Genomic DNA, 21,079 nt, shown 5'->3' with positions numbered 1-21,079 from the left:
CGTGGCGTGGCGGGCGATGGCGTTACCTTGGCTGTGGTGACGCCGAAAGCGCAAGCAACATCGATGTGGCGCCGTGGCCTTGATCTCGGTCACGAACACCAGAATTTGCAGCGCCGGCTACTATTTCGAACCCTCATTGGGGACAGAATGCACGGTTGCATTCGGTTCCCTTCTGTAACGTAACCCTTCCTGATACCCCTCTGGATCTCTTCCCGCGACAATGACGCGCAACCTGCTCCACTTTCTTCTTGGCGTGCTCAGCGTCCTGCTGCTCGCTCTCAACACCGTGTTCTGGTGCCTGCCGCTATTCGCGCTGTCCGTGCTGAAACTGCTACTGCCAGTGCCCGCGATACGGCAACGCATCGACCCCCTGCTCAACCGGATCGCCACCGCCTGGATTTCCTGCAACAGCGCATGGATCGGCCTGCTGCAGTCCGAGCCCTGGCAGGTGGAGGGCGCGGACGCGCTGCGCTACGCGGGCTGGTATCTGGTCAACGCCAACCACCGTTCCTGGGTCGATATCTTCGTGCTGCAGCGCGTGCTCAATCGCCGCATTCCGCTGCTGAAGTTCTTCCTCAAGCAGCAGCTGATCTACGTGCCCGTGATCGGGCTGGCGTGGTGGGCGCTGGACTTTCCCTTCATGCGCCGGCACTCGAAGGCCGCGCTGCGCAAGCGGCCCGAGCTTCGCGAGCAGGACCGCGAGACGACGCGACGCGCCTGCGCCAAGTTCGCGCTGGTGCCCACCAGTGTCATGAACTTCTCGGAAGGCACGCGCTTTACGCCCGCCAAGCACCGCGCGCAGAGCTCGCCCTACCAGCACCTGCTCAAGCCGAAGGCCGGGGCACTGGCCCTGGCGTTGAATGCGATGGGGCACCAGTTCCGCTCGATGCTGGATATCAGCATCGCCTATCCCGATGGCACGCCCACTTTCTGGCAGCTGGCCTGCGGCCGCAGCGGGCGCGTCATGGTGCGGGTCCGGGAATTGCCGATTCCGCCTGAACTGTGTGTTGGCGACTACGCCAAGGATTCGGCCTTCCGCGCCGAGTTCCACCGCTGGCTGGGTGCGCTGTGGGAAGAGAAGGACCGGGATATCGCCGCCATGCTGGCGCAGGCCGGGAAATCCGCGGCATAGGGCCGACGCGAGTCCGGCCGCGGCCGTCATCCGGTGTCCGGCAGCGCCTTGCCGGACGCCGGATCAGTCGATGGCGACCTCGACAACCCTGGGGTCGAGCAGCCGTGTCAGCTCGGTCGGCGACAAGCCAACGAGATAGCCACGGCGGCCACCATTGATGTAAATGAGCGGCAGATCAAGGATCGATTTCTCGACGTAGACCGGCATCTTCTTTTTGGTGCCGAACGGGCTCGTGCCGCCCACCAGGAAGCCGGAATGCCGGTTGGCCACCTCGGGCTTGCACGACTCCACCTTCTTGCAGCCGGCCTGCCGCGCAAGCTCCTTCGTCGATACCTTGCGGTCACCGTGCATCAGCACGATGAGCGGCTTGGCCGACTCATCCTGCATGACCAGCGTCTTGACGACGGCGTGCTCGTCGACGTTCAGTTCCCGCGAGGAAACCTTGGTGCCGCCGTGCTCCTCGTAGTCGTAGAAATGGCTGGAGTAGTTGACCCCGTGCTGACGCAGGAATTTCGTCGCTGGGGTCTCGGGGCCGCTTTCGGGTTTCATCGTGTCATCCGCATGCGCGCACTGCCGCGCGATATGCGTGCATATTAAACAAGCTGCCGGCCGCCTGCCCGGCGGTTGCCGGCAAAACGCCCGCCCGGACGCCGCCGGACAGGGATTCGGGCGCCACGCCGCGCGATATTGGGGAAGTCACGGAGTTGGCGACCTCGCCGGCGCGCTACAATCGCGCCAAACTGAAAATCTGCCAGATTTCCCGCAATGATCAACCTGCTATTCGCCGTCATCGCCTACCTGATCGGGTCGGTGTCCTTCGCCGTCGTGGTCAGCAAGCTCATGGGGTTGCCGGACCCGCACAGCTATGGCTCCGGCAACCCCGGCGCCACCAATGTGCTGCGCACGGGCAACAAGAAGGCGGCCATCCTGACGCTGATCGGCGACGGCCTGAAGGGCTGGCTGGCGGTCTGGCTGGCCAGGCACTTCGGCCCGGCGTATGGCCTGGAGGATTCCGGCATCGCGCTGGTCGCGGTCGCCGTGTTCCTGGGTCACCTGTTCCCCGTGTTCCATCGCTTTGCCGGCGGCAAGGGCGTGGCCACGGCGGCCGGTATCCTGCTGGCGATCGACCCGATCCTGGGCGCCGGCACGCTGGCCACCTGGCTGATCATCGCGTTCTTCTTCCGCTACTCGTCGCTGGCCGCGCTGGTGGCGGCGATCTTCGCCCCGTTCTTCTACGTGCTGATGTTCGGCGTGGATATCGTGACGGGCGCCATCTTCGTGATCAGCGTGCTGCTGATCGTGCGACACCGCGCGAATATCGCCAAGCTGCTGGCCGGCAAGGAAAGCCGCATCGGCGACAAGAAAAAGCCCGGCTAAGCCGGGCATGTCTCTCCGACTCGCGGAGAGACCAGGAATAACCTCTCAGGCTGCCTGGGCCATCGCGGCGAACGGAAAGACCATCTCCACGCGCAGCCCGCCCTCGGGCCGGTTGAGCAGCGCCAGCCGCCCGCCGGCCTGGCGCACCAGCCTGTCCACGATCGCCAGCCCCAGCCCCGAGTGGGCATTGCCGCCACGGGCCGGATCCAGCCGCACGAACGGCAGCGTCACGCGGTCCATCGCTTCTTCCGGAATCCCCGGGCCCTGATCCTCCACCGTCAGCCGCCAGCCTTCCTGCGTGCGCCCGGTGGCCACATACACGGGCGGCGCGCCGTAGGCATAGGCGTTGTCGACCAGGTTGCCGACGATGCGGTCGAGTTGCGTGGCGATCATGCGGAAGCCGTCACCCGCCGCCAGTTCCAGCACCACGGTGCGGTCCTGCTCCAGCAGCGACGCCGCCAGTTCCCCGATGCGCTTGTCAACAGGCACCGGACGGGCCGTCGGCTCGCTGCTCTGCGCAAAGCTCAGGAACTGCTCGACGATGGCGGACATCGATTCGACGTCGCGCGTCACCCCGGCCGCGGCCTTCGGGTCGGCCAGCATCTCGGCGCGCAGCCGCAGCCGCGCCAGCGGTGTCTTCAGGTCATGGGCGATGCCGGCCAGCATCGTGTTGCGCTCCTGGTCGATGCGCGCCAGATCCCCCACCATGCGGTTGAATCGCACGATCAGCTGCCGCAGCTCATGCGGACCCCGCTCGCGCAACGGCTTCACGATGTGCTGGCGCGAGAGCTGCTCGGCCGCCTCGGCCATGTCACGCACCGGGCGCTGGATCTGCCACGCCACCAGCAGCGCGAACAGGATCGCCACCCCGACCACCAGCACCACGCCCGGCACCAGCCGGTTATCCGGCGGCGGATTGTGGACCCACAGGATCGGCATGGCGATCCACTTGTTTCGCGTCGGCAACTTGATCCACAAGCGCGGCGTGGCCTCGTCTTCCAGCCGGATCTGCGTCCCCGGCGGCAGGCGGCCGATGAACTGCTCCACCAGGCGGCGCGGCCGGCCACCCTGCGGCACCGCGGCATGTTCTTCCGCCGCGGCATTGTCCGCCACCTCCACCAGGCTCGGCAGCGCCGCCGGCGGCCTGGCATCCAGCGCGCGCTCGATGCTCTGCAACTGGAAAATCATCTGCTCGACCGAATAGTCGACCTGCTGCTGGCGGCGGTCCATGCGCAGGATCGCCAGCCAGGAAAAATGGCTGATCACCAGCACGGCCGCAATCAGCAGCGCCATGCGGCCGAACAGGGTATCGATCCTCAGCTTCATTGGGGAATGCTGTCCTCGGCTTCGTCCGGCACAAACGTGTAGCCACGCCCGCGTACGGTCTGGATATAACGGGGACGCTGCGCGTCTTCGTCCAGCAGGCGGCGCAGGCGCCAGATCTGCACGTCGATGCCGCGGTCGCTGATGCCGCTGGCGCTGCCGTACATCAGTTCGACGATGCGTTCACGGGAAAGCACCTCCAGCGGATGCATCAGCAGCAGCTTCAGCAGCGCAAACTCCGTGTCGCTGATCGACACCGTCTGGCCGCTGCGGATCAGCGAGCGCTGGCGGAAATTCACGCGGAACGGCCCGAAGGCGATCGACTCGCGGTCCTCGGGCGCGGCAGCGGGGCGGGCCAGCTTGCGGCGCAGCACCGCATTGATGCGCGCCAGCAGCTCGCGCGGCGAGAACGGCTTGCCCAGGTAGTCGTCGGCGCCGATCTCCAGGCCGACGATGCGGTCGATCTCGTCGCTGCGCGCGGTGAGCAGGATCACCGGGATATCGTCGTTCTTGGCGCGCAGGTTGCGCAGCGCCGTCAGCCCATCGACCTTGGGCATCATCAGGTCCAGCACGATCAGCGCCGGGCGCTCGCGCTCCAGGCGCGCCTGCAGCCCGTCGCCATCGTGCAGCACCGATACGGCAAAGCCCTGGCTGGTCAGGTATTCGCGCAGCAGGTCGCGCAATTCGGGATCGTCGTCGACGACGAGGATCTGGGTAGGCTGGTTCGTTCGCATAGGCACATGATAGTCAGGCCGGGCGCGCGACATGGCAATTCGGGTCGGCCGTTTTGTTTCCGGAGGTTACACCCGGGCCCATCGTAATCCGCTGTAATAAAACCGGGAAGCCACGAAATACGTGGGGTGACGGCGGCACATTATCCTTCAGGCCATGGCGCGGCAGCTTACCCCGCACACCCGGATTCCCGGACCGACGCCATCCCCCCGGACGGCGGGACGCCCGTCCGGCGCGATGCGGCATACTGCTGCAACTTCGCCGTCCAGACTCCGTGCGAACACCGTTGGCACGTCTTTTTTCGTCGTGCCGTCCCCAGGATCCCGGTCATGTCCAACCCCGAACAAGGTCAATCTATTCCGCCCACTCCGCCCGCCCCGCCCCAGGGTCCCGCCCGGCGCCGCCGCACCTGGATTGCTGCCGCCGTCATCGTCGTCCTGGCCGGTGCCGGCTGGTACTGGCACAGCCACCGCAAGGCCGCGCAGGACCCGGCGGCAGCCACGGCGGCTGGCGGCGCCAGCGGCGCGATGGGCGCGGGCCGGCGGAATGGAGCCGGGGGCCCCGGAGGCCCGGGTGCGCAGCCGCGCTCGCCAGTCGTCGTCAACACCGTGGCCCGCCGCAATATGGACGTGGTGCTCAACGGACTGGGCAACGTGACGCCCGTGACCAACGTCACCGTGCGCGCCCAGGTGTCCGGCCCGCTGCTGAAGGTCCTGTTCAAGGAAGGCCAGATGGTCAAGGCCGGCGACGTGCTGGCGGAGATCGACCCGCGCCCGTTTCAGGCCGCGCTGGATCAGGCCGTGGGCCAGCTGGCGCGCGACCAGGCGTTGCTGCAGAACGCGCGCCTGGACCAGAAGCGATACAAGACACTGCTGCAGCAGGACTCGATCTCCAGCCAGCAGGTGGATACCCAGGACGCACTGGTGCGTCAGTATGAAGGCGTGGTGAAGACCGATCAGGGCAACGTGGATAACGCCCGCCTGCAGCTGGGCTACACGCGCATCGTGGCGCCGAACTCCGGCCGCATCGGCCTGCGCCAGGTGGACCCGGGCAACATCGTCAGCACCAGCGACACCAACGGCATCGCGCTGATCACCCAGATCCAGCCCATCGCCGTGCTCTACACGATCCCCGAAGACAATCTCCCCGCCGTCCTGAAGAAACTCAACGCCGGAGAGAAGCTGCCCGTGCAGGCCTGGGATCGCCAGGCGCGCAACCAGCTTGGCGAAGGCGCGCTGCTGACCACCGACAACCAGATCGACACCACCACCGGCACCGTCAAGCTCAAGGCGATCTTCCCGAACGCGGACGGCATGCTGTTCCCCAACCAGTTCGTGAATGTGCGCACGCGCGTCGATACACTGGAAGACGCCACCGTGATTCCCGTGGCAGCCATCCAGCGCGGCCAGCAGGGCACCTTCGTCTACGTGGTGACCGATGACAGCAAGGTCAAGGTGCAGGTCGTCACGCTGGGCCCGGGCGACGGCAGCCACACCGCCGTGATGAAGGGCCTGGAGCCGGGCGATCGCGTCGTGGTGGATGGCGCGGACCGGCTCAAGGAAGGCATGACCGTGGAGGCCGTGGACCCGGCCGCCCGTGCGGCGCAGCTGACGCCGGCATCGGCGCCGCGTGGCCGCGGACGTCGCCGCGACGGTGGTGGCGGGGCCAGTGGCGCACACGGCGCCGCCAGCGAGTCCGGCGCAGCCCAGGGAGGCGAGCGTCGCCGCCACCGCGACGCGGATGCCAGCCAGAATCCTGCGGCGACCACGCCGGCCAGCCCCGCGGCCAACCCCGGCGCGGGCGTCGGCCAGCGTCCGCAGCAGTAAGCGCGCAGCGAGGAGTCGAGAAGCGGCATGAATCCCTCACGCATTTTCATCGAGCGGCCAGTCGCCACGGCGTTGCTGATGGTGGCCATCCTGCTGTCCGGGCTGGTCGCGTTCCGCCTGCTGCCGCTGTCCGCGCTGCCGGAGGTGGACTACCCGACCATCCAGGTCACCACGCTGTATCCGGGCGCCAGCCCGGACGTGATGACGTCGTCGGTCACCGCGCCGCTCGAGCGCCAGTTCGGCCAGATGCCGGGCCTCAAGCAGATGTCGTCGTCGTCCTCGGGCGGCGCGTCGGTCATCACGCTGCAGTTCGAACTGACGCTCTCGCTCGACGTGGCCGAGCAGGAAGTCCAGGCCGCCATCAACGCCGGCGGCAACCTGCTGCCGGCCGACTTGCCGATGCCGCCCGTCTACAGCAAGGTCAACCCGGCCGACGCGCCGATCATGACGCTGGCGATGACCTCCGACACCCTGCCGCTGCCCAAGCTGCAGGACATGGTCGATACGCGCGTGGCGGCCAAGATCTCGCAGATCCAGGGCGTGGGCCTGGTCACGATCAGCGGCGGCCAGCGGCCCGCCGTGCGCATCCAGGCCAACCCGACCGCGCTGGCCTCGCTCGGCATGTCGATCGACGACCTGCGCACCGCCATCGGCAGCGCCAACGTGAACGGCGCCAAGGGCAGCTTCGACGGCCCCGCGCGCGCTTCCACGATCGACGCCAACGACCAGCTCAAGTCCGCCGACGAGTATCGCCAGATCATCATCGGCTACCAGAACGGCGCGCCGATCCGCATCACCGACGTGGCCGATATCGTCGATGGCCCCGAGAACAGCCGTCTGGCGGCGTGGGCCAACGCCAAGCCGGCCATCGTGCTGAACATCCAGCGCCAGCCGGGCGCCAACGTGATCGAGGTGGTGAACCGCATCAAGACGCTGCTGCCACAGCTTCAGCTGTCGCTGCCGGCGTCCGTGCATGTGCAGCAGCTGACTGACCGGACCACCACCATCCGCGCTTCCGTGGAGGACGTCGAGTTCGAGCTGCTGCTGGCCGTAGCCCTCGTGGTGATGGTGATCTTCGTCTTCCTGCGCAACGTGCCGGCCACGATCATCCCGGGCGTGGCCGTGCCGCTGTCGCTGGTCGGCACCTTCGGCGTGATGTACATGGCCGGGTTCTCGATCAACAACCTCACGCTGATGGCGCTGACTATCGCCACGGGCTTCGTGGTCGACGACGCCATCGTGATGATCGAGAACATCATGCGCTACATCGAGGAAGGTGACTCCCCGATGGAAGCGGCGCTCAAGGGCTCCAAGCAGATCGGCTTCACCATCATCTCGCTGACGTTCTCGCTGGTGGCCGTGCTGATTCCGCTGCTGTTCATGGGCGACGTGGTCGGCCGGCTGTTCCGCGAGTTCGCCATCACGCTGGCGGTGTCGATCCTGATCTCGGCCGTGGTCTCCCTGACGCTGACGCCGATGATGTGCGCGCGCCTGCTGCACCACGTGCCGGAAGAAAAGCTGTCGCGCTTCCATCTCGCCACGGGCCGCTTCTTCGACAGCGTGATCCGCCGCTACGGCCGCGCGCTGGAATGGGTGCTCGATCGCCAGCCCGCCACGCTCGTCGTGGCCGTGGCCACGCTGGTGCTGACTGGCGTGCTCTACCTGCTGGTGCCCAAGGGCTTCTTCCCGGTGCAGGACACCGGCGTGATCCAGGCGATCACCGAGGCTGCCCAGACCACCTCGTTCTCCGCCATGGGCCGCAAGCAGGAGGCCGTGCAGAAGGTGATCCTCGAAGACCCGGCCGTGGCCAGCGTGTCGTCGTTCATCGGCGTGGATGGCACCAATACCACGCTGAATGCCGGGCGCATGCTGATCAACCTGAAGCCCAAGGACGAGCGTGACTCGATGGAAGTCATCACGCAGCGCCTGCAGGATTCCGTGCAAAAGCTCGGCGGCGTCGCGCTCTACATGCAGCCGGTGCAGGACCTGACCATCGAAGACCGCGTCTCGCGCACGCAGTACCAGTTCACCGTGGAAGACCCCGATCCGGCCGTGCTGGCCGAATGGGTGCCCAAGCTCGTGGAACGGCTGCGGCAGGCACCCGAATTGCGCGACGTGGCCAGCGACCAGCAGAACAATGGCCTGCGCGCGTTCGTGGAGATCGATCGCGACGCCGCCGCGCGCTTCGGCATCACCACGGCCGTGATCGACAGCGCACTCTACAGCGCATTCGGCCAGCGGCTCATTTCCACGATCTTCACGCAGGCAAGCCAGTACCGCGTGGTGCTGGAGACCATGCCGCAGTTCCGCACCAGCCCGCAGTCGCTGGCGGAGTTGCGCCTGCCGTCGTCCTCGGGCGGCCAGGTGCCGCTGGGTTCGATCGCGCACATCAGCGAGCGCACCGGCCAGCTGGTGATCAACCATCAGGGCCAGTTCCCCGCCGCGACGATCTCGTTCAACCTGGCGCCGGGCGAATCGCTGGGTGCCGCCGTCGACAAGATCACGAAGGTGGAGAACGAACTGGGCCTGCCGATCTCGATGGCCACGGAGTTCCAGGGCGCCGCGCTGGCGTTCCGCGCCTCGCTGTCCAATACGCTGTGGCTGATCCTGGCCGCCGTGATCACGATGTATATCGTGCTGGGCGTGCTCTACGAGAGCACGATCCACCCGGTGACGATCCTCTCCACGCTGCCGTCCGCGGGCGTGGGCGCGCTGCTGGCGCTGCTGGTGTCCGGACAGGACCTCGGCATCATCGCGATCATCGGCATCATCCTGCTGATCGGTATCGTCAAGAAGAACGCCATCATGATGATCGACTTCGCGCTGGAGGCCGAGCGCGAAGGCGGCATGGCCCCGCGGGAGGCGATCTTCCAGGCCTGCCTGCTGCGCTTCCGCCCGATCATGATGACGACGATGGCCGCGCTGCTGGCTGCCCTGCCGCTGATGCTCGGCACGGGCATCGGTTCGGAGCTGCGCCGGCCGCTGGGCGTGACGATGGTCGGTGGCCTGCTGGTCAGCCAGGTGCTGACGCTGTTCACCACGCCGGTGATCTACCTGGCGTTCGACCGCGTGGCGTACCGCCTGAAGGACTGGCGCCGCCGCCGCTTCGGCGATCCGGACGAGGGTGGCGACGAGGGCAGCAACGAGGGCGGCAGCACGGGCCCCGGCGGTACGCCGGCGACGCCGCGTCCGCAGGAGCCTGGCGCCTGATGAACCTGTCCGCCGCCTTCATCCATCGCCCGGTCGCCACCGCGCTGCTGACCATCGGCATCCTGCTGGCGGGCCTGGCCGCGCTGCGGCTGCTGCCGGTGTCGCCCCTGCCGCAGGTGGACTTTCCCACGATCTCGGTATCGGCCTCGCTGCCGGGCGCCAGCCCGGAGACGATGGCCGCCACGGTGGCCACGCCGCTCGAACGGGCGCTGGGCACCATCGCCGGTGTCAACGAGATCACCTCGAGCAGCTCGCTGGGTTCGACGCGCGTGACGCTGCAGTTCGACCTGTCGCGCAATATCGACGGCGCGGCCCGCGACGTGCAGGCCGCCATCAACGCCTCGCGCGCCACGCTGCCCACCAGCCTGCCGAACAACCCGACGTACCGCAAGGTCAACCCGGCCGACGCGCCGATCATGATCATCGGGCTGACCTCGCCCACCATGACGCGCGGCCAGCTGTATGACGCGGCGTCCACGGTCCTCGCGCAGAAGCTCTCCCAGATCGAGGGCGTGGGCCAGGTGACGATCGGCGGCGCGTCGCTGCCGGCCGTGCGCGTGGAGCTGAACCCCACGGCGCTGAACAAGTACGGCATCGCGCTGGAGGACGTGCGCAACACGATCAGCGCGACCAACGCCAACCGTCCGCTGGGCGTGCTGGAGAACAACGTCAACAACTGGCAGGTCTACGCCAACGACCAGGCGATGGCGGCCAAGGACTACATGCCGCTGATCATCCGCTACGCCACGCCGGGCACGTTCTCGTCAGCATCGGCAGGCGCATTGATCGCCAGCACCGCCAACGCCACCGCGGGTGGCGGCGTGAGCACGAAAACCGTCAACGGCATCACCACGACCACCATCACCACCAGCAGCGGCACCACCACGATCAGCACGGGCGCCACTGGCGGCAACAACGCCACCTCGGGGCCGAATGCGTTCGCGGTGCCGATCCGGCTGCAGGACGTGGCCAACGTCGTGGACTCCGTGCAGGACATCCGCAACGCGGGCTCCGCCAACGGCAAGCCGTCCGTGCTGCTGGTGCTCAATCGCTCGCCGGGTGCCAACATCATCGAGACCGTGGATCGCGTCAACGAGATGCTGCCGCAGCTGCGCAAGATGATTCCGGCCGCGATCGCGATGGATGTGATGATGGATCGCACGCCCACCATCCGCGCATCGCTGCGCGAGGTGGAGCGCACGCTGATGATCTCGGTGGCGCTGGTCATCATGGTGGTGTTCCTGTTCCTGCGCAACGTGCGCGCCACCCTGATCCCCAGCGTGGCCGTGCCGGTGTCGCTGGTGGGCACATTCTCGGTGATGTACCTGGCGGGGTTCTCGCTCAACAACCTTTCGCTGATGGCGCTGACGATCGCCACCGGCTTCGTGGTGGATGACGCGATCGTGGTGCTGGAGAACATCTCGCGCCACATCGAGGCAGGCATGAAGCCAAAGGCCGCCGCGCTGCGCGGCGCGCGCGAGGTCGGCTTTACCGTGTTGTCGATGAGCCTGTCGCTGATCGCGGTATTCATTCCGCTACTGATGATGGGCGGCATCGTCGGCCGGCTGTTCCAGGAATTCGCGATCACGCTGTCCGTGGCGATTCTCGTGTCGCTGGTGGTCTCGCTGACCACCACGCCGATGATGTGCGCGCGCCTGCTGCGCCCGGTGCCGGAGGAGAAGCGCGGCCGCTTCTACCACGCCAGCGAGCGCGCCTTCACCTGGCTGCATGACGGCTATGCGCGCACGCTGGCCGTGGCGCTGCGCTACAGCGCCATCGTCTGGCTGGTGCTGCTGGCCACGGTGGCGCTGAACGTCTGGCTGTACGTGATCGTGCCCAAGGGATTTTTCCCGCAGCAGGACACCGGCCGGCTGATCGGCTTTATCCGCGCGGACCAGGCCACGTCGTTCCAGGCCATGCGTGTCAAGCTCGACAACTTCATCCGCATCGTCCAGTCCGATCCGGCCGTGGTCAACGTCACGGGCTTCACGGGTGGCTCGCAGCGCAACACCGGGCAGATGTTCGTCACGCTCAAGCCGCTGTCCGAACGCGCGGAAACCGCCGACGCGATCATCGCCCGGCTGCGCGTGAAACTGGCCAAGGAACCCGGCGCGAACCTGTTCCTGCAATCGGTGCAGGACATCCGCATTGGCGGCCGCCAGAGCAGTTCGCAGTACCAGTTCACGCTGCAGTCCGACGACCTGGAAACGCTGCGCACGTGGGAGCCCAAGGTGCGCGCGGCGCTGACCAACCTGAAGGGCATCGAGGACGTGGACACCGACACCAACGACAAGGGCTTGCAGACCTCGGTGTTCATTGATCGCGATACGGCTTCGAAGCTCGGCGTCACCGCGCAGCAGGTGGATGCGGTCCTCAACGACGCCTTCGGCCAGCGCCTGGTGTCGACGATCTATCACCCGCTCAACCAGTACCGCGTGGTGATGGAACTGAGCCAGGAATACCTGCAGGGGCCGCACGCGCTGCAGGACATCTACGTGGTCACCGGCGGCGGCCGGCGCGTGCCGCTCTCCGCGTTCGCGCGCGTGGCGCCGACCAGCACGCCGCTGGGCGTCAACCATCAGGGGCAGTTTGCCGCGTCGACGATCTCCTTCAACCTGGCCGAGGGCTACTCGCTATCGGAGGCCACCGACGCGATCAAGGGCGCCATGGCGAAGATCGGCGCGCCGGAGACGCTGCAAGCCAACTTCCAGGGTGGCGCCAAGGCGTTCCAGGATTCGCTCAAGAGCCAGCCGCTCCTGATCCTGGCCGCGCTGATCACGATCTACATCGTGCTGGGCATCCTCTATGAAAGCTACGTGCACCCGCTGACGATCCTCTCCACGCTGCCGTCGGCGGGGGTAGGCGCGCTGCTGGCGCTGCTGGCGTTCAAGACGGAATTCAGCATCATCGCGCTGATCGGCGTGATCCTGCTGATCGGCATCGTCAAGAAGAACGCGATCATGATGATCGACTTCGCCATCGATGCCGAACGGCGTGAAGGCATGAGCCCGCGCGATGCCATCCATCGTGCCTGCCTGCTGCGTTTCCGCCCGATCCTGATGACGACGATGGCGGCACTGCTCGGTGCCGTCCCGCTGGCGATTGGCCGTGGCGACGGCGCGGAGCTGCGCGCGCCGCTGGGCATCTCCATCGTTGGCGGCCTGGTGGTCAGCCAGTTGCTGACGCTCTACACCACACCCGTCGTGTACCTGACGCTTGACCGCTGGCGCCTGAAGGTCGGGGCCTGGCGCGAACGCCGCCGCGCGCGCCGGAATCCGGACACCACCGCGCCGCGACTTGAACACTGAAGGCGATTGCCATGATCCACACTCTCCGCCCGCATCTGCCCCGCCCCCTCCTGTCGCGCCCGCTCCACGGCGTCACCGCGCTGGCGCTGGCCTGCTCGCTGCTGGCCGGCTGCGCCGTCGGCCCCGACTACAAGCGCCCCGACGCGCCCGTGCCGCAGGCATTCAAGGAAGCTAGCGATGCCATGCCCGCGTGGACGGGCGACTGGAAAACCGCCGAGCCGCAGGATGCGATGTCGCGCCCCGACTGGTGGCGCGTCTTCGGCGATCCGGCGCTCGACGACCTGATGTCGCAAGTGCAGGTGTCCAACCAGAACATCAAGGCGGCCGAGGCCCAGTATCGCCAGGCCGCGGCAGCGCTGGCGGCGGCGCGGGCCGGCTTCTTTCCCGTGATCGGCGCGCAGGCGGGCGTGTCGCGCGGCGCCTCTGGCTCCAGCAGCAGCATCATCAACGGCCAAAGCGCCACGCTGTCCGCCACGTGGGAAATCGATGTCTGGGGCCGCATCCGCCGGCAGGTGGAGTCCGCCGACGCCGGTGCCCAGGCCAGCCAGGCCGACCTCGCCGCGACGCTGCTATCCACGCAGGCCACGCTCGCGCAGAGCTACTTCCTGCTGCGCATCGCCGACGCCCAGCGCGCGCTGCTGGACCGCACCGTGGCCGACTACGCCAAGTCCCTGCAGCTCGTGCAGAACCAGTACAAGGCTGGCACCGCGCAGCGCTCCGACGTGCTGCAGTCGGAGACGCAGCTCAAGTCCGCGCAGGCGCAGCAGATCGATATCCAGATCACGCGCGCGCAGCTCGAACATTCGATTGCCGTGCTGGTGGGCAAGCCGCCAGCAGACCTGACGATGGCCACCGTGGACACGAGCACCGCGATCCCGCGCGTGCCCGTGGCCGTGCCATCGCAATTGCTGGAGCGCCGGCCCGACATCGGCGCGGCGGAACGGCGCATGGCATCGGCCAATGCCGAAATCGGCGTGGCGCAGGCGGCCTACTACCCGACGCTGTCGCTGTCCGCCACGGGCGGGCTGACGGCCAGCACGCTGGCGCGCTGGCTCTCGCTGCCGGACCGTATCTGGTCGGTGGGCGCCGGACTGGCCGGCACGGTATTCGATGGCGGCCTGCGCGGCGCAGCCAAGGCGCAGGCGGTGGCCGCCTACGACCAGACCGTGGCCAACTATCGCCAGACCGTGCTGGGCGCGTTCCAGGAGGTGGAAGACAACCTTGCGGCCGCGCGCCTGCTGGAGGAGGAATCCACGGTGCAGAACGACGCCTTGCGCTCCGCACGCGAAGCGCTGGCGCTGGTCAACAACCGCTACAAGGCCGGCACCGCCGGGCTGCTCGATGTGCTGACCGCGCAGACTGCCGCGTACACGGCGGAACGCACGGCACTATCGATCACGGGCCGCCAGTACACCTCGGCCGTCACGCTGATCAAGGCGCTTGGCGGCGGCTGGCACGCGCCGGATGTAGCGGTAGGCAAGGCTGACGCGCCGCCGCCGGCTGCAACGGGCACACCGCAATAGGGCGGTCCGGCTACCGCTGTGCCGGCACGGGCAGCGGCTGCTGACTGACCCGCTCCCGCAGCGGGGTAGCCGCCTTTCCCGGAGATCGGGAAGCAACGACCGGGTTGATGTGACCACCACATTGCCCGCACTTGTCGTGGCGCATTTGCAGCTTTGATTTCGTAGATATATGAAGGACACCCAGGCGCTCGCACGTTAGCGTTGCGCGCTGTCGCCCCCTTTCTTCCCAATGGAGGGGTGACATGTCTCTGGAAGGCGCGGACGAATTCAAGGCACCACAGCCATACATCCGCAACAAGCTCGATCCAATTCTCGCGATCGATCGGCGTTGGAAGCTTTACGACGGATGGCGCGCCTGTACGCCCATGGACATCCACGACTTCGGTCTAAGCCTGCACAAGGCGCCGCCGCCCTTTCGCGACTGGTCGTACTACGCGACACAGGACAACAGCGTGGACTCGTCGCCCAACACGTCAAAAGCAGCAAGCGCGCCGCCGGCTGCAGTGCCTCCGCCGTATTGTTTCTTCGAGAGCGCGAAGGCAAGCGAAGCCCGCCAGCTTGCACCCTTCGACCTCTATGACTTGCCCGCTGCCATGCGCGCCGAGGACTTCCCAGTCGCCGCGAAATTCGCAGAGCGCTGGCTCAATGAGCGTCGGTTTGACGCCCATCGCTACGACTACGACAAAAGGATGTTTATCGAAGGCCAATACGCCCCGGACATGATCGACACAAATACGATCAAGTTGAAATGGCTTTTCAGATTTGGCCGTGTTCGGGAGAGGTATGACGAACTAATAAGAAAGCTCGACAACAATATCTCCCAAGATGCACTGCGGGAGAATTTGACGGCTTTTCTGTCGGCGCAGCCGCGATTCAGAGGCGTGCTCAACACTCTCGAATATTGTCGTGGGGACCTGCAAAAACTGCACAGCGAATTTCAATACCAGTATGTGGGCGTAGGCATGCAACACACCATGGCCGCCGCTCCGGTAAGCGGAGGCAAATGGTTGCCTATTGGAATGACGGATGTTTCAGCAGCGCTAGGCAGGTTCAATTTCTACGCGACCATCGCGCAAGCCCACGTATACGATAAGCCGCGCCATCGGACCGACGCCAGGCCATCCGAGGCAGCATGCTCACAGGTACTTGCCTCGGTAACTCACGTCCATGTTTACATGCGCGATAGCTATTCATTTCAAGATTCGCATCGCTCATCGCAGTACCTGGGGCACTGGAACAAGAGGGGCATGATCCTGCTGCCTGCAGCCGCAGTCGCTCACTTTCTTGGGAGCATTGTGAAAGAAGGCTCCTGGCTGGACGTGCGATTCGAACCCGATGACATGGGACTGCTTCCCGTCGTGATAAAAAATCGACTGGAACCAGAAAATGTGTACTACCCGGTTCGCAATCGGGATTTTCGCGCCTGGCAAAGCAAGCACAACCGCGGGGGCGACTTTCTGGTCTACTCGGACTTCGCAACGGTTCGCCTGGCTCAACCTGTCCATCTAAACCTCGAAAAGCAATGCTGATCAGAGCGCGTCACACCATATGGATCTCGCTCTTGATATTGGCATATCTATTTGCGCTTGTAGCTGTGCCCGTCGTCCTGTTTCTCTTATTGACCTACCCGGATCGCGAGCCGCTGGTTTGCGACAGGCCAGTCATGACGTTCGCTAACACCGAGTATCGAATAGAACTGTGTTTCCGCGTCAATTTCGACCACGGCGAAGAGCGCGGTCGATTGCGGGTCTATGCGATCAATCGGAACAGCCTGCTGGCACAGCGTGACTTTCTGATACTCCGGGATTCTCGCCTGGGCGAAATCGAATACCTCGACACCGGTATCCGCTATACCGACGCAACAAAGACCCAAAACATCGATCTGCCCGAAGAGAAATTCCTGCAGTTTCCACCCACCCGCTGGGACTGGCTGACCGCCAACCTGGTGCGCCTGACGTACGATCCCTGAACGAATCCTTGCCATGTCCGAGAAAACCTTTATCCGGCTGCGCACGCTGCTCCTGGCCTTGCTCGTGCTGGTCATTGCGGTGGGTGTATATGCCGCCAAACTGACGCCTCGTCCATGGGATTGCGGGTCGGCCGAGAGGTCGATTGCCGGCAGCAACTATGTCATCGAAATCTGCGGCATGGCGAGCGAGCGGGCCGGCAACCTGGACGACTCGCGACTGCGCGTCTACGACACGGCCGGAACCTTGTTGGCGCAACGTCGATACCATTTCGAGCCATGGTCGCCCCTGAACGGATTCGCGATCGGTGAAAGCGAGATCCGGTACACCGATGCAGACAGTCGCGCAGACGACGGCACCTTCGAGGTCCAAACCCTGACATTTCCACCAACGCTAGCCGACTGGCGAGCGGCCAACGTCGACAGATGGTTCTTCGACAGGTAGGGGGCGGCTGGCCGAGGCCTACCGCTGTGCCGGCACGGGCAGCGGCTGCTGACTGACCCGCTCCCGCAGCCACGTGGCGGCCTTGCCCAGCGGGCGCTGCTTGTGCCACACCAGTTCCATCGCCACGGGCCAGTCCTGGTCCTGGAACGCCAGTTGCGGCGACACCAGTTGTGCCGCGGCCGGGGAGTTCGCGACGATGTGCCACGGCACGAAGGCCCAGCCCAATCGCCGCTTGACCAGTTCGACGATGACCCACTGGCTTTCCACCCACCAGACCTCCGCCGCCACGCGCAGGCGCTTCTTCTCCTCGCTGTCGCTGCGCGTGGCCACCATCAGTTGCCGATAGCGCTTCAACTCCTCGAAATCGACCCGCGATTGCGCGGCCAGCGGATGATCCGGCGCGCAGATGATCGGCATCGGCACCCAGCCCAACGCGTGGAACGCCAGCTCCGGCGGCAACACCTCCTGCCGCCACATGATGCCGAGGTCCGCGCACTGGCTCAGCACCAGGCGGCTGACGTCCTCCATCAGCGGAAACAGCAACTCCAGTTCCACCGACGGGAAGCGCTGCGAGAACTCCTCCAGCAGCACGCCGAGCGTTTCCTCGGGATACAGCTCGTCCACCGCCAGCGTCAGGCGCGACTCCACGCCCTCCCCCAGGCTCTTGGCCACGCCGCGGAAATGCTCGCAGCGCTCCAGGATCACGCGCGCTTCCACCAGCAGGCGCTCGCCGGCCGGCGTCAGCACCGGATAGCGGGCACTGCGGTCGAACAGCGCGTTGTCGAGGTCGATCTCCAGGTTGGCCACGGCGGCGCTGATCACCGATTGCGCCTTGCCGAGCTGCCGGGCGGCGGCGGAAAACGATCCGCTCTCGGCGGCCGCCACAAAGGCTTGCAGCTGATCGATAGACAGGCTCATGTGCGCACTCCTTTGCATTTCCCGCGAACCATCGGTTTAGGCGATGGTATCCAACTTGTGTCCAGCTGTCTCGCCGATAGAATGGCACCCATTGTTTGACGTTCTACGTCACCGCTTTAACGCCGTAATCGGCAGGAGAGACCCATGCGCACCACCGGAGACCGGATTCGCCACACCATTGGCTTCGAGCTGATCGGGCTGATGGCCTTCGCCCCGCTGGCCAGTTGGGTGTTCGGCTTCGCGCTGCACCAGATGGGCCTGATCGGCGCCGTGGCGTCGCTGATCGCCGCGATCTGGAACTACGTCTACAACCTGATGTTCGACAAGGCGATGCTGCGCGTCACCGGCCAGCTCAGGAAGACGCCAGCCATCCGCGTGTTGCACGCGATCCTGTTCGAAGGCGGCCTGCTGCTGGTGTTCCTGCCGGGGGTGGCCTGGTACCTGGACATCAGCCTGATCGATGCCTTCATCATGGACATCGCCGTGGCCGGCTTCTACATGGTCTACGCGCTGATCTACAACTGGGTCTACGACGCGATCTTCCCGATCCCGAACGCCACGCCACGCGACTGCCAGTCGGTCAGCTAGCCCTCCGCGCCGCGCGGCGCGGCGTGTGGCCGACTTCGTTGTCGAATTGAACCGCGAAGCCCCCGTATTACGTCATCCGCGCGGCACGAGGCATGCGTTAACATGCTCGCCATGCCAAATCGCCCGTCCTTGTTCCACCGCAGCCTGACGCCCGTCGTCACGGCCACCCTGCTGCTCGCCTTCGGCCTCTCCGCCGCGCAAGCCAAGCCTCCCGCCCACGCCGTCAAGGCCTCCGCCACCGCCAAGTCCGCATCCGTCCAGCGCGTCAGCACCACCGAAGCCGCCGATCCGGCGGCCTCGCGGACCGGCCTGCCCGCTGCGGTCACTGCCGGGCTACGCCGTGCCCACGTGCCGCTGTCCGCCGCCAGCTTCTACGTCGTCAAGGTCGGCGCGCCGCAGGCGCGGGTGAGCTGGAATGCGGAGGCGCCGATGAATCCGGCCTCGACGATGAAGCTGGTCACGACGTTCGCCGGCCTGCAGTTGCTGGGGCCCGACTACCGCTGGCTGACCTCGCTGTATGCCGACAACCAGCCGGGGGCCGACGGCACCGTCAACGGCAACGTCTACCTGCGCGGCCGTGGCGACCCGAAGCTCGTGCCGGAAGAAATGGCCAAGCTGGTGACCACCGCGCGCAATGCCGGCGCGACGACCATCAATGGCGACCTCGTGCTGGACCGCAGCTTCTTTGCCGATGGCACTGACGGCACGTACACCATCGACGGCGAGACCCAGCGCGCCTACAACGTCAATCCGGACGCGCTGCTGTACGCCTTCAAGACGCTTTCCTTCACGATTACGCCCGACGCGGCCAATCGCACGGTCGATGTCGCAGTCACGCCGGCACTCGCGCAACTGCGCGTCGACAATCGCCTGACGCTGACCAATGGCCGTTGCGGCGACTGGCGCACGCGCGCCAACCCGAACATCACGCCGCAGCCGGACGGCTCCATCGTCGCCGCGTTTGACGGCAGCTACTCGACGGACTGCGGCGAGCACATCATCAACCTGGCCACGCTGTCGCACAGCGACTTCATCTGGGGCGGATTCGTGGCCGAATGGCAGCAGGCCGGCGGCCGCTTCACGCACCAGCCGGCGCTGCGCAGCGGCGCGGTGCCGCGCAACGCCTTCCTGCTGGCCCGCCACTACGGGCTGCCGCTGGGCGATATCGTCCGCGACATCAACAAGTACTCGAACAATGTGATGGCGCGCCAGCTATTCCTGACCATCGGCGCGGAGATCGATCGCAGCGGCCCGGCCAGCACGGCGCGGTCTTCTCGCGTGATCCAGCGCTGGCTGACACGGCAGGGACTGGACATGCCGGGACTGGTGCTGGAAAACGGCTCGGGTCTGTCGCGCGAGGAACGGATCAGCGCCTACGACATGGCGCGCCTGCTGCAGCAGGCGCTGGCCAGCAACGTCGGCCCGACACTGCTGGATTCCCTGCCGATCCTCGGCGTGGATGGCACGCTGCGCAACCGCCTGACGCGTGCCAATGCGGCCGGCAATGCCTACCTGAAGACCGGCACGCTGCAGGACGTGCGCGCGCTGGCCGGATATGTCGACGCACTGAATGGGGAACGCTACGTGGTGGTGGCCTACATCAACCACCCGAACGCCTCGGCCGCGCAGGAAGCGCATGATGCGTTGATGCAGTGGGTGTATCGCGGCGCGCCCTGAGGGCGGGGAGAAGTCGGGGCGGCGGCAGCGGCGATCCGCCGTGCCGGCCCGTGCAACGTGTTTTACGCCTCGAACGCCGCCGCGGCGCGTCCCAGCCGGTCGCGCACGCCATCCCATTCGGGCGTATCGGGCAGCGGCTCGAATACCAGGCGGTTGAATCCTTCCTTGTCGAGCCGGCGTAGCAGGCGGTAGAGCTCATGCGCGTAGGCGTCCGGCGTGGCCGGTGCCTGCACGAACACGCAGCGCGCATCGTCGCTGGCCGCCGCGCGGCCCACCCAGGCCAGGCGGCCATCGGCGGGTAGCGCGTGCAGGTAGTCGGGCAGCGATGCGGCCTGCGCCAGCGTCAGCGTGGTCCGCGGCGCGTAGTGGGCCTTGAGCGTGCCCGATGCGCGCGGCGCGGCGGCATCGGGCGGCAGCGGCAGCGTGCCGAGCACCTCGGCCATCATCGCCGCCGTGATCGCGCCGGGACGCAGCAAGACCGGCCCCACCTCATCCAGACGCGACAGGTCGACGATCGACGATTCGATCCCGACATCCACGCCGTCCCCTTCCAGCACATAAATCGTACCGGCGAATTCATCACGCACGTGCTCGGCCGTGGTCGGGCTGACCTGGCCGAACTTGTTGGCGGACGGTGCCGCAATGCCGCCGCGGCCACGGCGAAAGCGCGACAGCAGCGCCTGCGCGACCGGATGCGACGGGCAGCGCAGCCCCAGGCTGTCCTGGCCGCCAGCCACCGCCGCGGGGATGTGCGCGGCGCGCTTGAGGATGATCGTCAGCGGACCGGGCCAGAAGGCATCGATCAGCTTTTGCGCGGCCTCGGGCACGACTTCGGCCCAGTAGCCCACGTCGGCGCCATCCACCACGTGCACGATGACGGGATGGTTGGACGGCCGGCCCTTTGCGGCAAAAATGCGCGCCACGGCCTCGGGGTTCTCGGCGTCAGCGCCGAGCCCGTAGACGGTTTCGGTCGGAAAGGCGACCAGCTGGCCCGCCTCGAGCAGGCGGACGGCTTCGTCCAGCTCGGCAGCCGTGGGCATGCGTGAAGACATCG

16 protein-coding genes are annotated in these 21,079 nt (G+C 66.4%); 11 read left to right on the top strand and 5 right to left on the bottom strand.

The window, feature by feature from the left end; all coding sequences use genetic code 11:
• The first annotated feature begins 220 nt into the window (after positions 1–220).
• On the top strand, positions 221–1,132 hold the full coding sequence (locus tag BLR29_RS08340) for an acyltransferase (protein WP_092136127.1): 912 nt from the start codon (positions 221–223) through the stop codon (positions 1,130–1,132).
• Between the two features lie 63 nt (positions 1,133–1,195).
• Here the strand turns inward: BLR29_RS08340 and ybaK are convergent, their stop codons facing one another.
• Positions 1,196–1,681 carry a Cys-tRNA(Pro) deacylase gene (gene ybaK, locus BLR29_RS08335; RefSeq protein WP_092136125.1) on the bottom strand — a complete coding sequence of 162 codons (486 nt, stop codon included), beginning with the start codon at positions 1,679–1,681 and terminating at the stop codon, positions 1,196–1,198.
• Between the two features lie 216 nt (positions 1,682–1,897).
• Between ybaK and plsY the strand changes: the two genes are divergently transcribed.
• Entirely contained in the window at positions 1,898–2,509 is a 612-nt protein-coding gene (plsY, locus tag BLR29_RS08330; protein ID WP_092136123.1) for a glycerol-3-phosphate 1-O-acyltransferase PlsY, read from the top strand.
• Between the two features lie 45 nt (positions 2,510–2,554).
• On the opposite strand, the gene BLR29_RS08325 is transcribed toward plsY, so the two are convergent.
• Together BLR29_RS08325 and BLR29_RS08320 are read right to left on the bottom strand one after the other, a co-directional pair.
• Complete coding sequence (locus BLR29_RS08325; protein ID WP_092136121.1) at positions 2,555–3,835, bottom strand: ATP-binding protein; 1,281 nt, start codon at positions 3,833–3,835, stop codon at positions 2,555–2,557.
• Positions 3,832–4,566 (bottom strand): response regulator, encoded by a 735-nt coding sequence (locus BLR29_RS08320; RefSeq protein ID WP_092136688.1) that lies wholly within the window; start codon positions 4,564–4,566, stop codon positions 3,832–3,834. The genes BLR29_RS08325 and BLR29_RS08320 overlap by 4 nt, the downstream gene beginning before the upstream one ends.
• Positions 4,567–4,893: 327 nt before the next feature.
• On the opposite strand from BLR29_RS08320, the gene BLR29_RS08315 reads away from it, so the two are divergent.
• From BLR29_RS08315 to BLR29_RS08285, 7 genes are all read left to right on the top strand, one after another.
• Positions 4,894–6,390: an MdtA/MuxA family multidrug efflux RND transporter periplasmic adaptor subunit gene (locus BLR29_RS08315; RefSeq protein WP_092136120.1), complete on the top strand. Its 1,497-nt coding sequence runs from the start codon at positions 4,894–4,896 to the stop codon at positions 6,388–6,390.
• Positions 6,391–6,417: 27 nt separating this feature from the next.
• Positions 6,418–9,600 (top strand): MdtB/MuxB family multidrug efflux RND transporter permease subunit, encoded by a 3,183-nt coding sequence (locus tag BLR29_RS08310; RefSeq protein ID WP_092136118.1) that lies wholly within the window; start codon positions 6,418–6,420, stop codon positions 9,598–9,600.
• Positions 9,600–12,908, top strand: coding sequence for an efflux RND transporter permease subunit (locus BLR29_RS08305; RefSeq protein WP_092136117.1), 3,309 nt, complete (start codon positions 9,600–9,602; stop codon positions 12,906–12,908). The genes BLR29_RS08310 and BLR29_RS08305 overlap by 1 nt, the downstream gene beginning before the upstream one ends.
• 11 nt (positions 12,909–12,919) lie before the next feature.
• On the top strand, positions 12,920–14,431 hold the full coding sequence (locus BLR29_RS08300) for an efflux transporter outer membrane subunit (protein WP_092136115.1): 1,512 nt from the start codon (positions 12,920–12,922) through the stop codon (positions 14,429–14,431).
• Positions 14,432–14,673: 242 nt separating this feature from the next.
• A complete protein-coding gene (locus BLR29_RS08295) occupies positions 14,674–15,960 on the top strand; it encodes a DUF6402 family protein (RefSeq protein ID WP_092136113.1) in 1,287 nt (428 codons plus the stop codon).
• Positions 15,954–16,400: a hypothetical protein gene (locus tag BLR29_RS08290; protein WP_092136111.1), complete on the top strand. Its 447-nt coding sequence runs from the start codon at positions 15,954–15,956 to the stop codon at positions 16,398–16,400. The genes BLR29_RS08295 and BLR29_RS08290 overlap by 7 nt, the downstream gene beginning before the upstream one ends.
• A gap of 13 nt (positions 16,401–16,413) precedes the next feature.
• Positions 16,414–16,842 (top strand): hypothetical protein, encoded by a 429-nt coding sequence (locus BLR29_RS08285; RefSeq protein ID WP_092136109.1) that lies wholly within the window; start codon positions 16,414–16,416, stop codon positions 16,840–16,842.
• Between the two features lie 18 nt (positions 16,843–16,860).
• Here BLR29_RS08285 and BLR29_RS08280 read toward each other — a convergent pair whose 3' ends face one another.
• Entirely contained in the window at positions 16,861–17,760 is a 900-nt protein-coding gene (locus BLR29_RS08280; RefSeq protein WP_092136108.1) for a LysR family transcriptional regulator, read from the bottom strand.
• Between the two features lie 144 nt (positions 17,761–17,904).
• Between BLR29_RS08280 and BLR29_RS08275 the strand changes: the two genes are divergently transcribed.
• On the top strand, positions 17,905–18,348 hold the full coding sequence (locus BLR29_RS08275; RefSeq protein ID WP_092136106.1) for a PACE efflux transporter: 444 nt from the start codon (positions 17,905–17,907) through the stop codon (positions 18,346–18,348).
• 102 nt (positions 18,349–18,450) lie between these two features.
• On the top strand, positions 18,451–20,025 hold the full coding sequence (gene dacB / locus BLR29_RS08270) for a D-alanyl-D-alanine carboxypeptidase/D-alanyl-D-alanine endopeptidase (protein ID WP_092136105.1): 1,575 nt from the start codon (positions 18,451–18,453) through the stop codon (positions 20,023–20,025).
• Positions 20,026–20,087: 62 nt separating this feature from the next.
• Here dacB and BLR29_RS08265 read toward each other — a convergent pair whose 3' ends face one another.
• Entirely contained in the window at positions 20,088–21,077 is a 990-nt protein-coding gene (locus BLR29_RS08265; protein ID WP_092136103.1) for an L-threonylcarbamoyladenylate synthase, read from the bottom strand.
• Positions 21,078–21,079: the final 2 nt, after the last annotated feature.

Origin of the sequence: Cupriavidus sp. YR651 (assembly GCF_900101625.1) — a bacterium.
Classification (GTDB): domain Bacteria; phylum Pseudomonadota; class Gammaproteobacteria; order Burkholderiales; family Burkholderiaceae; genus Cupriavidus.
Note: the sequence above shows the minus strand (reverse complement) of the source record. Positions and strands in the feature narration are given on the sequence as shown.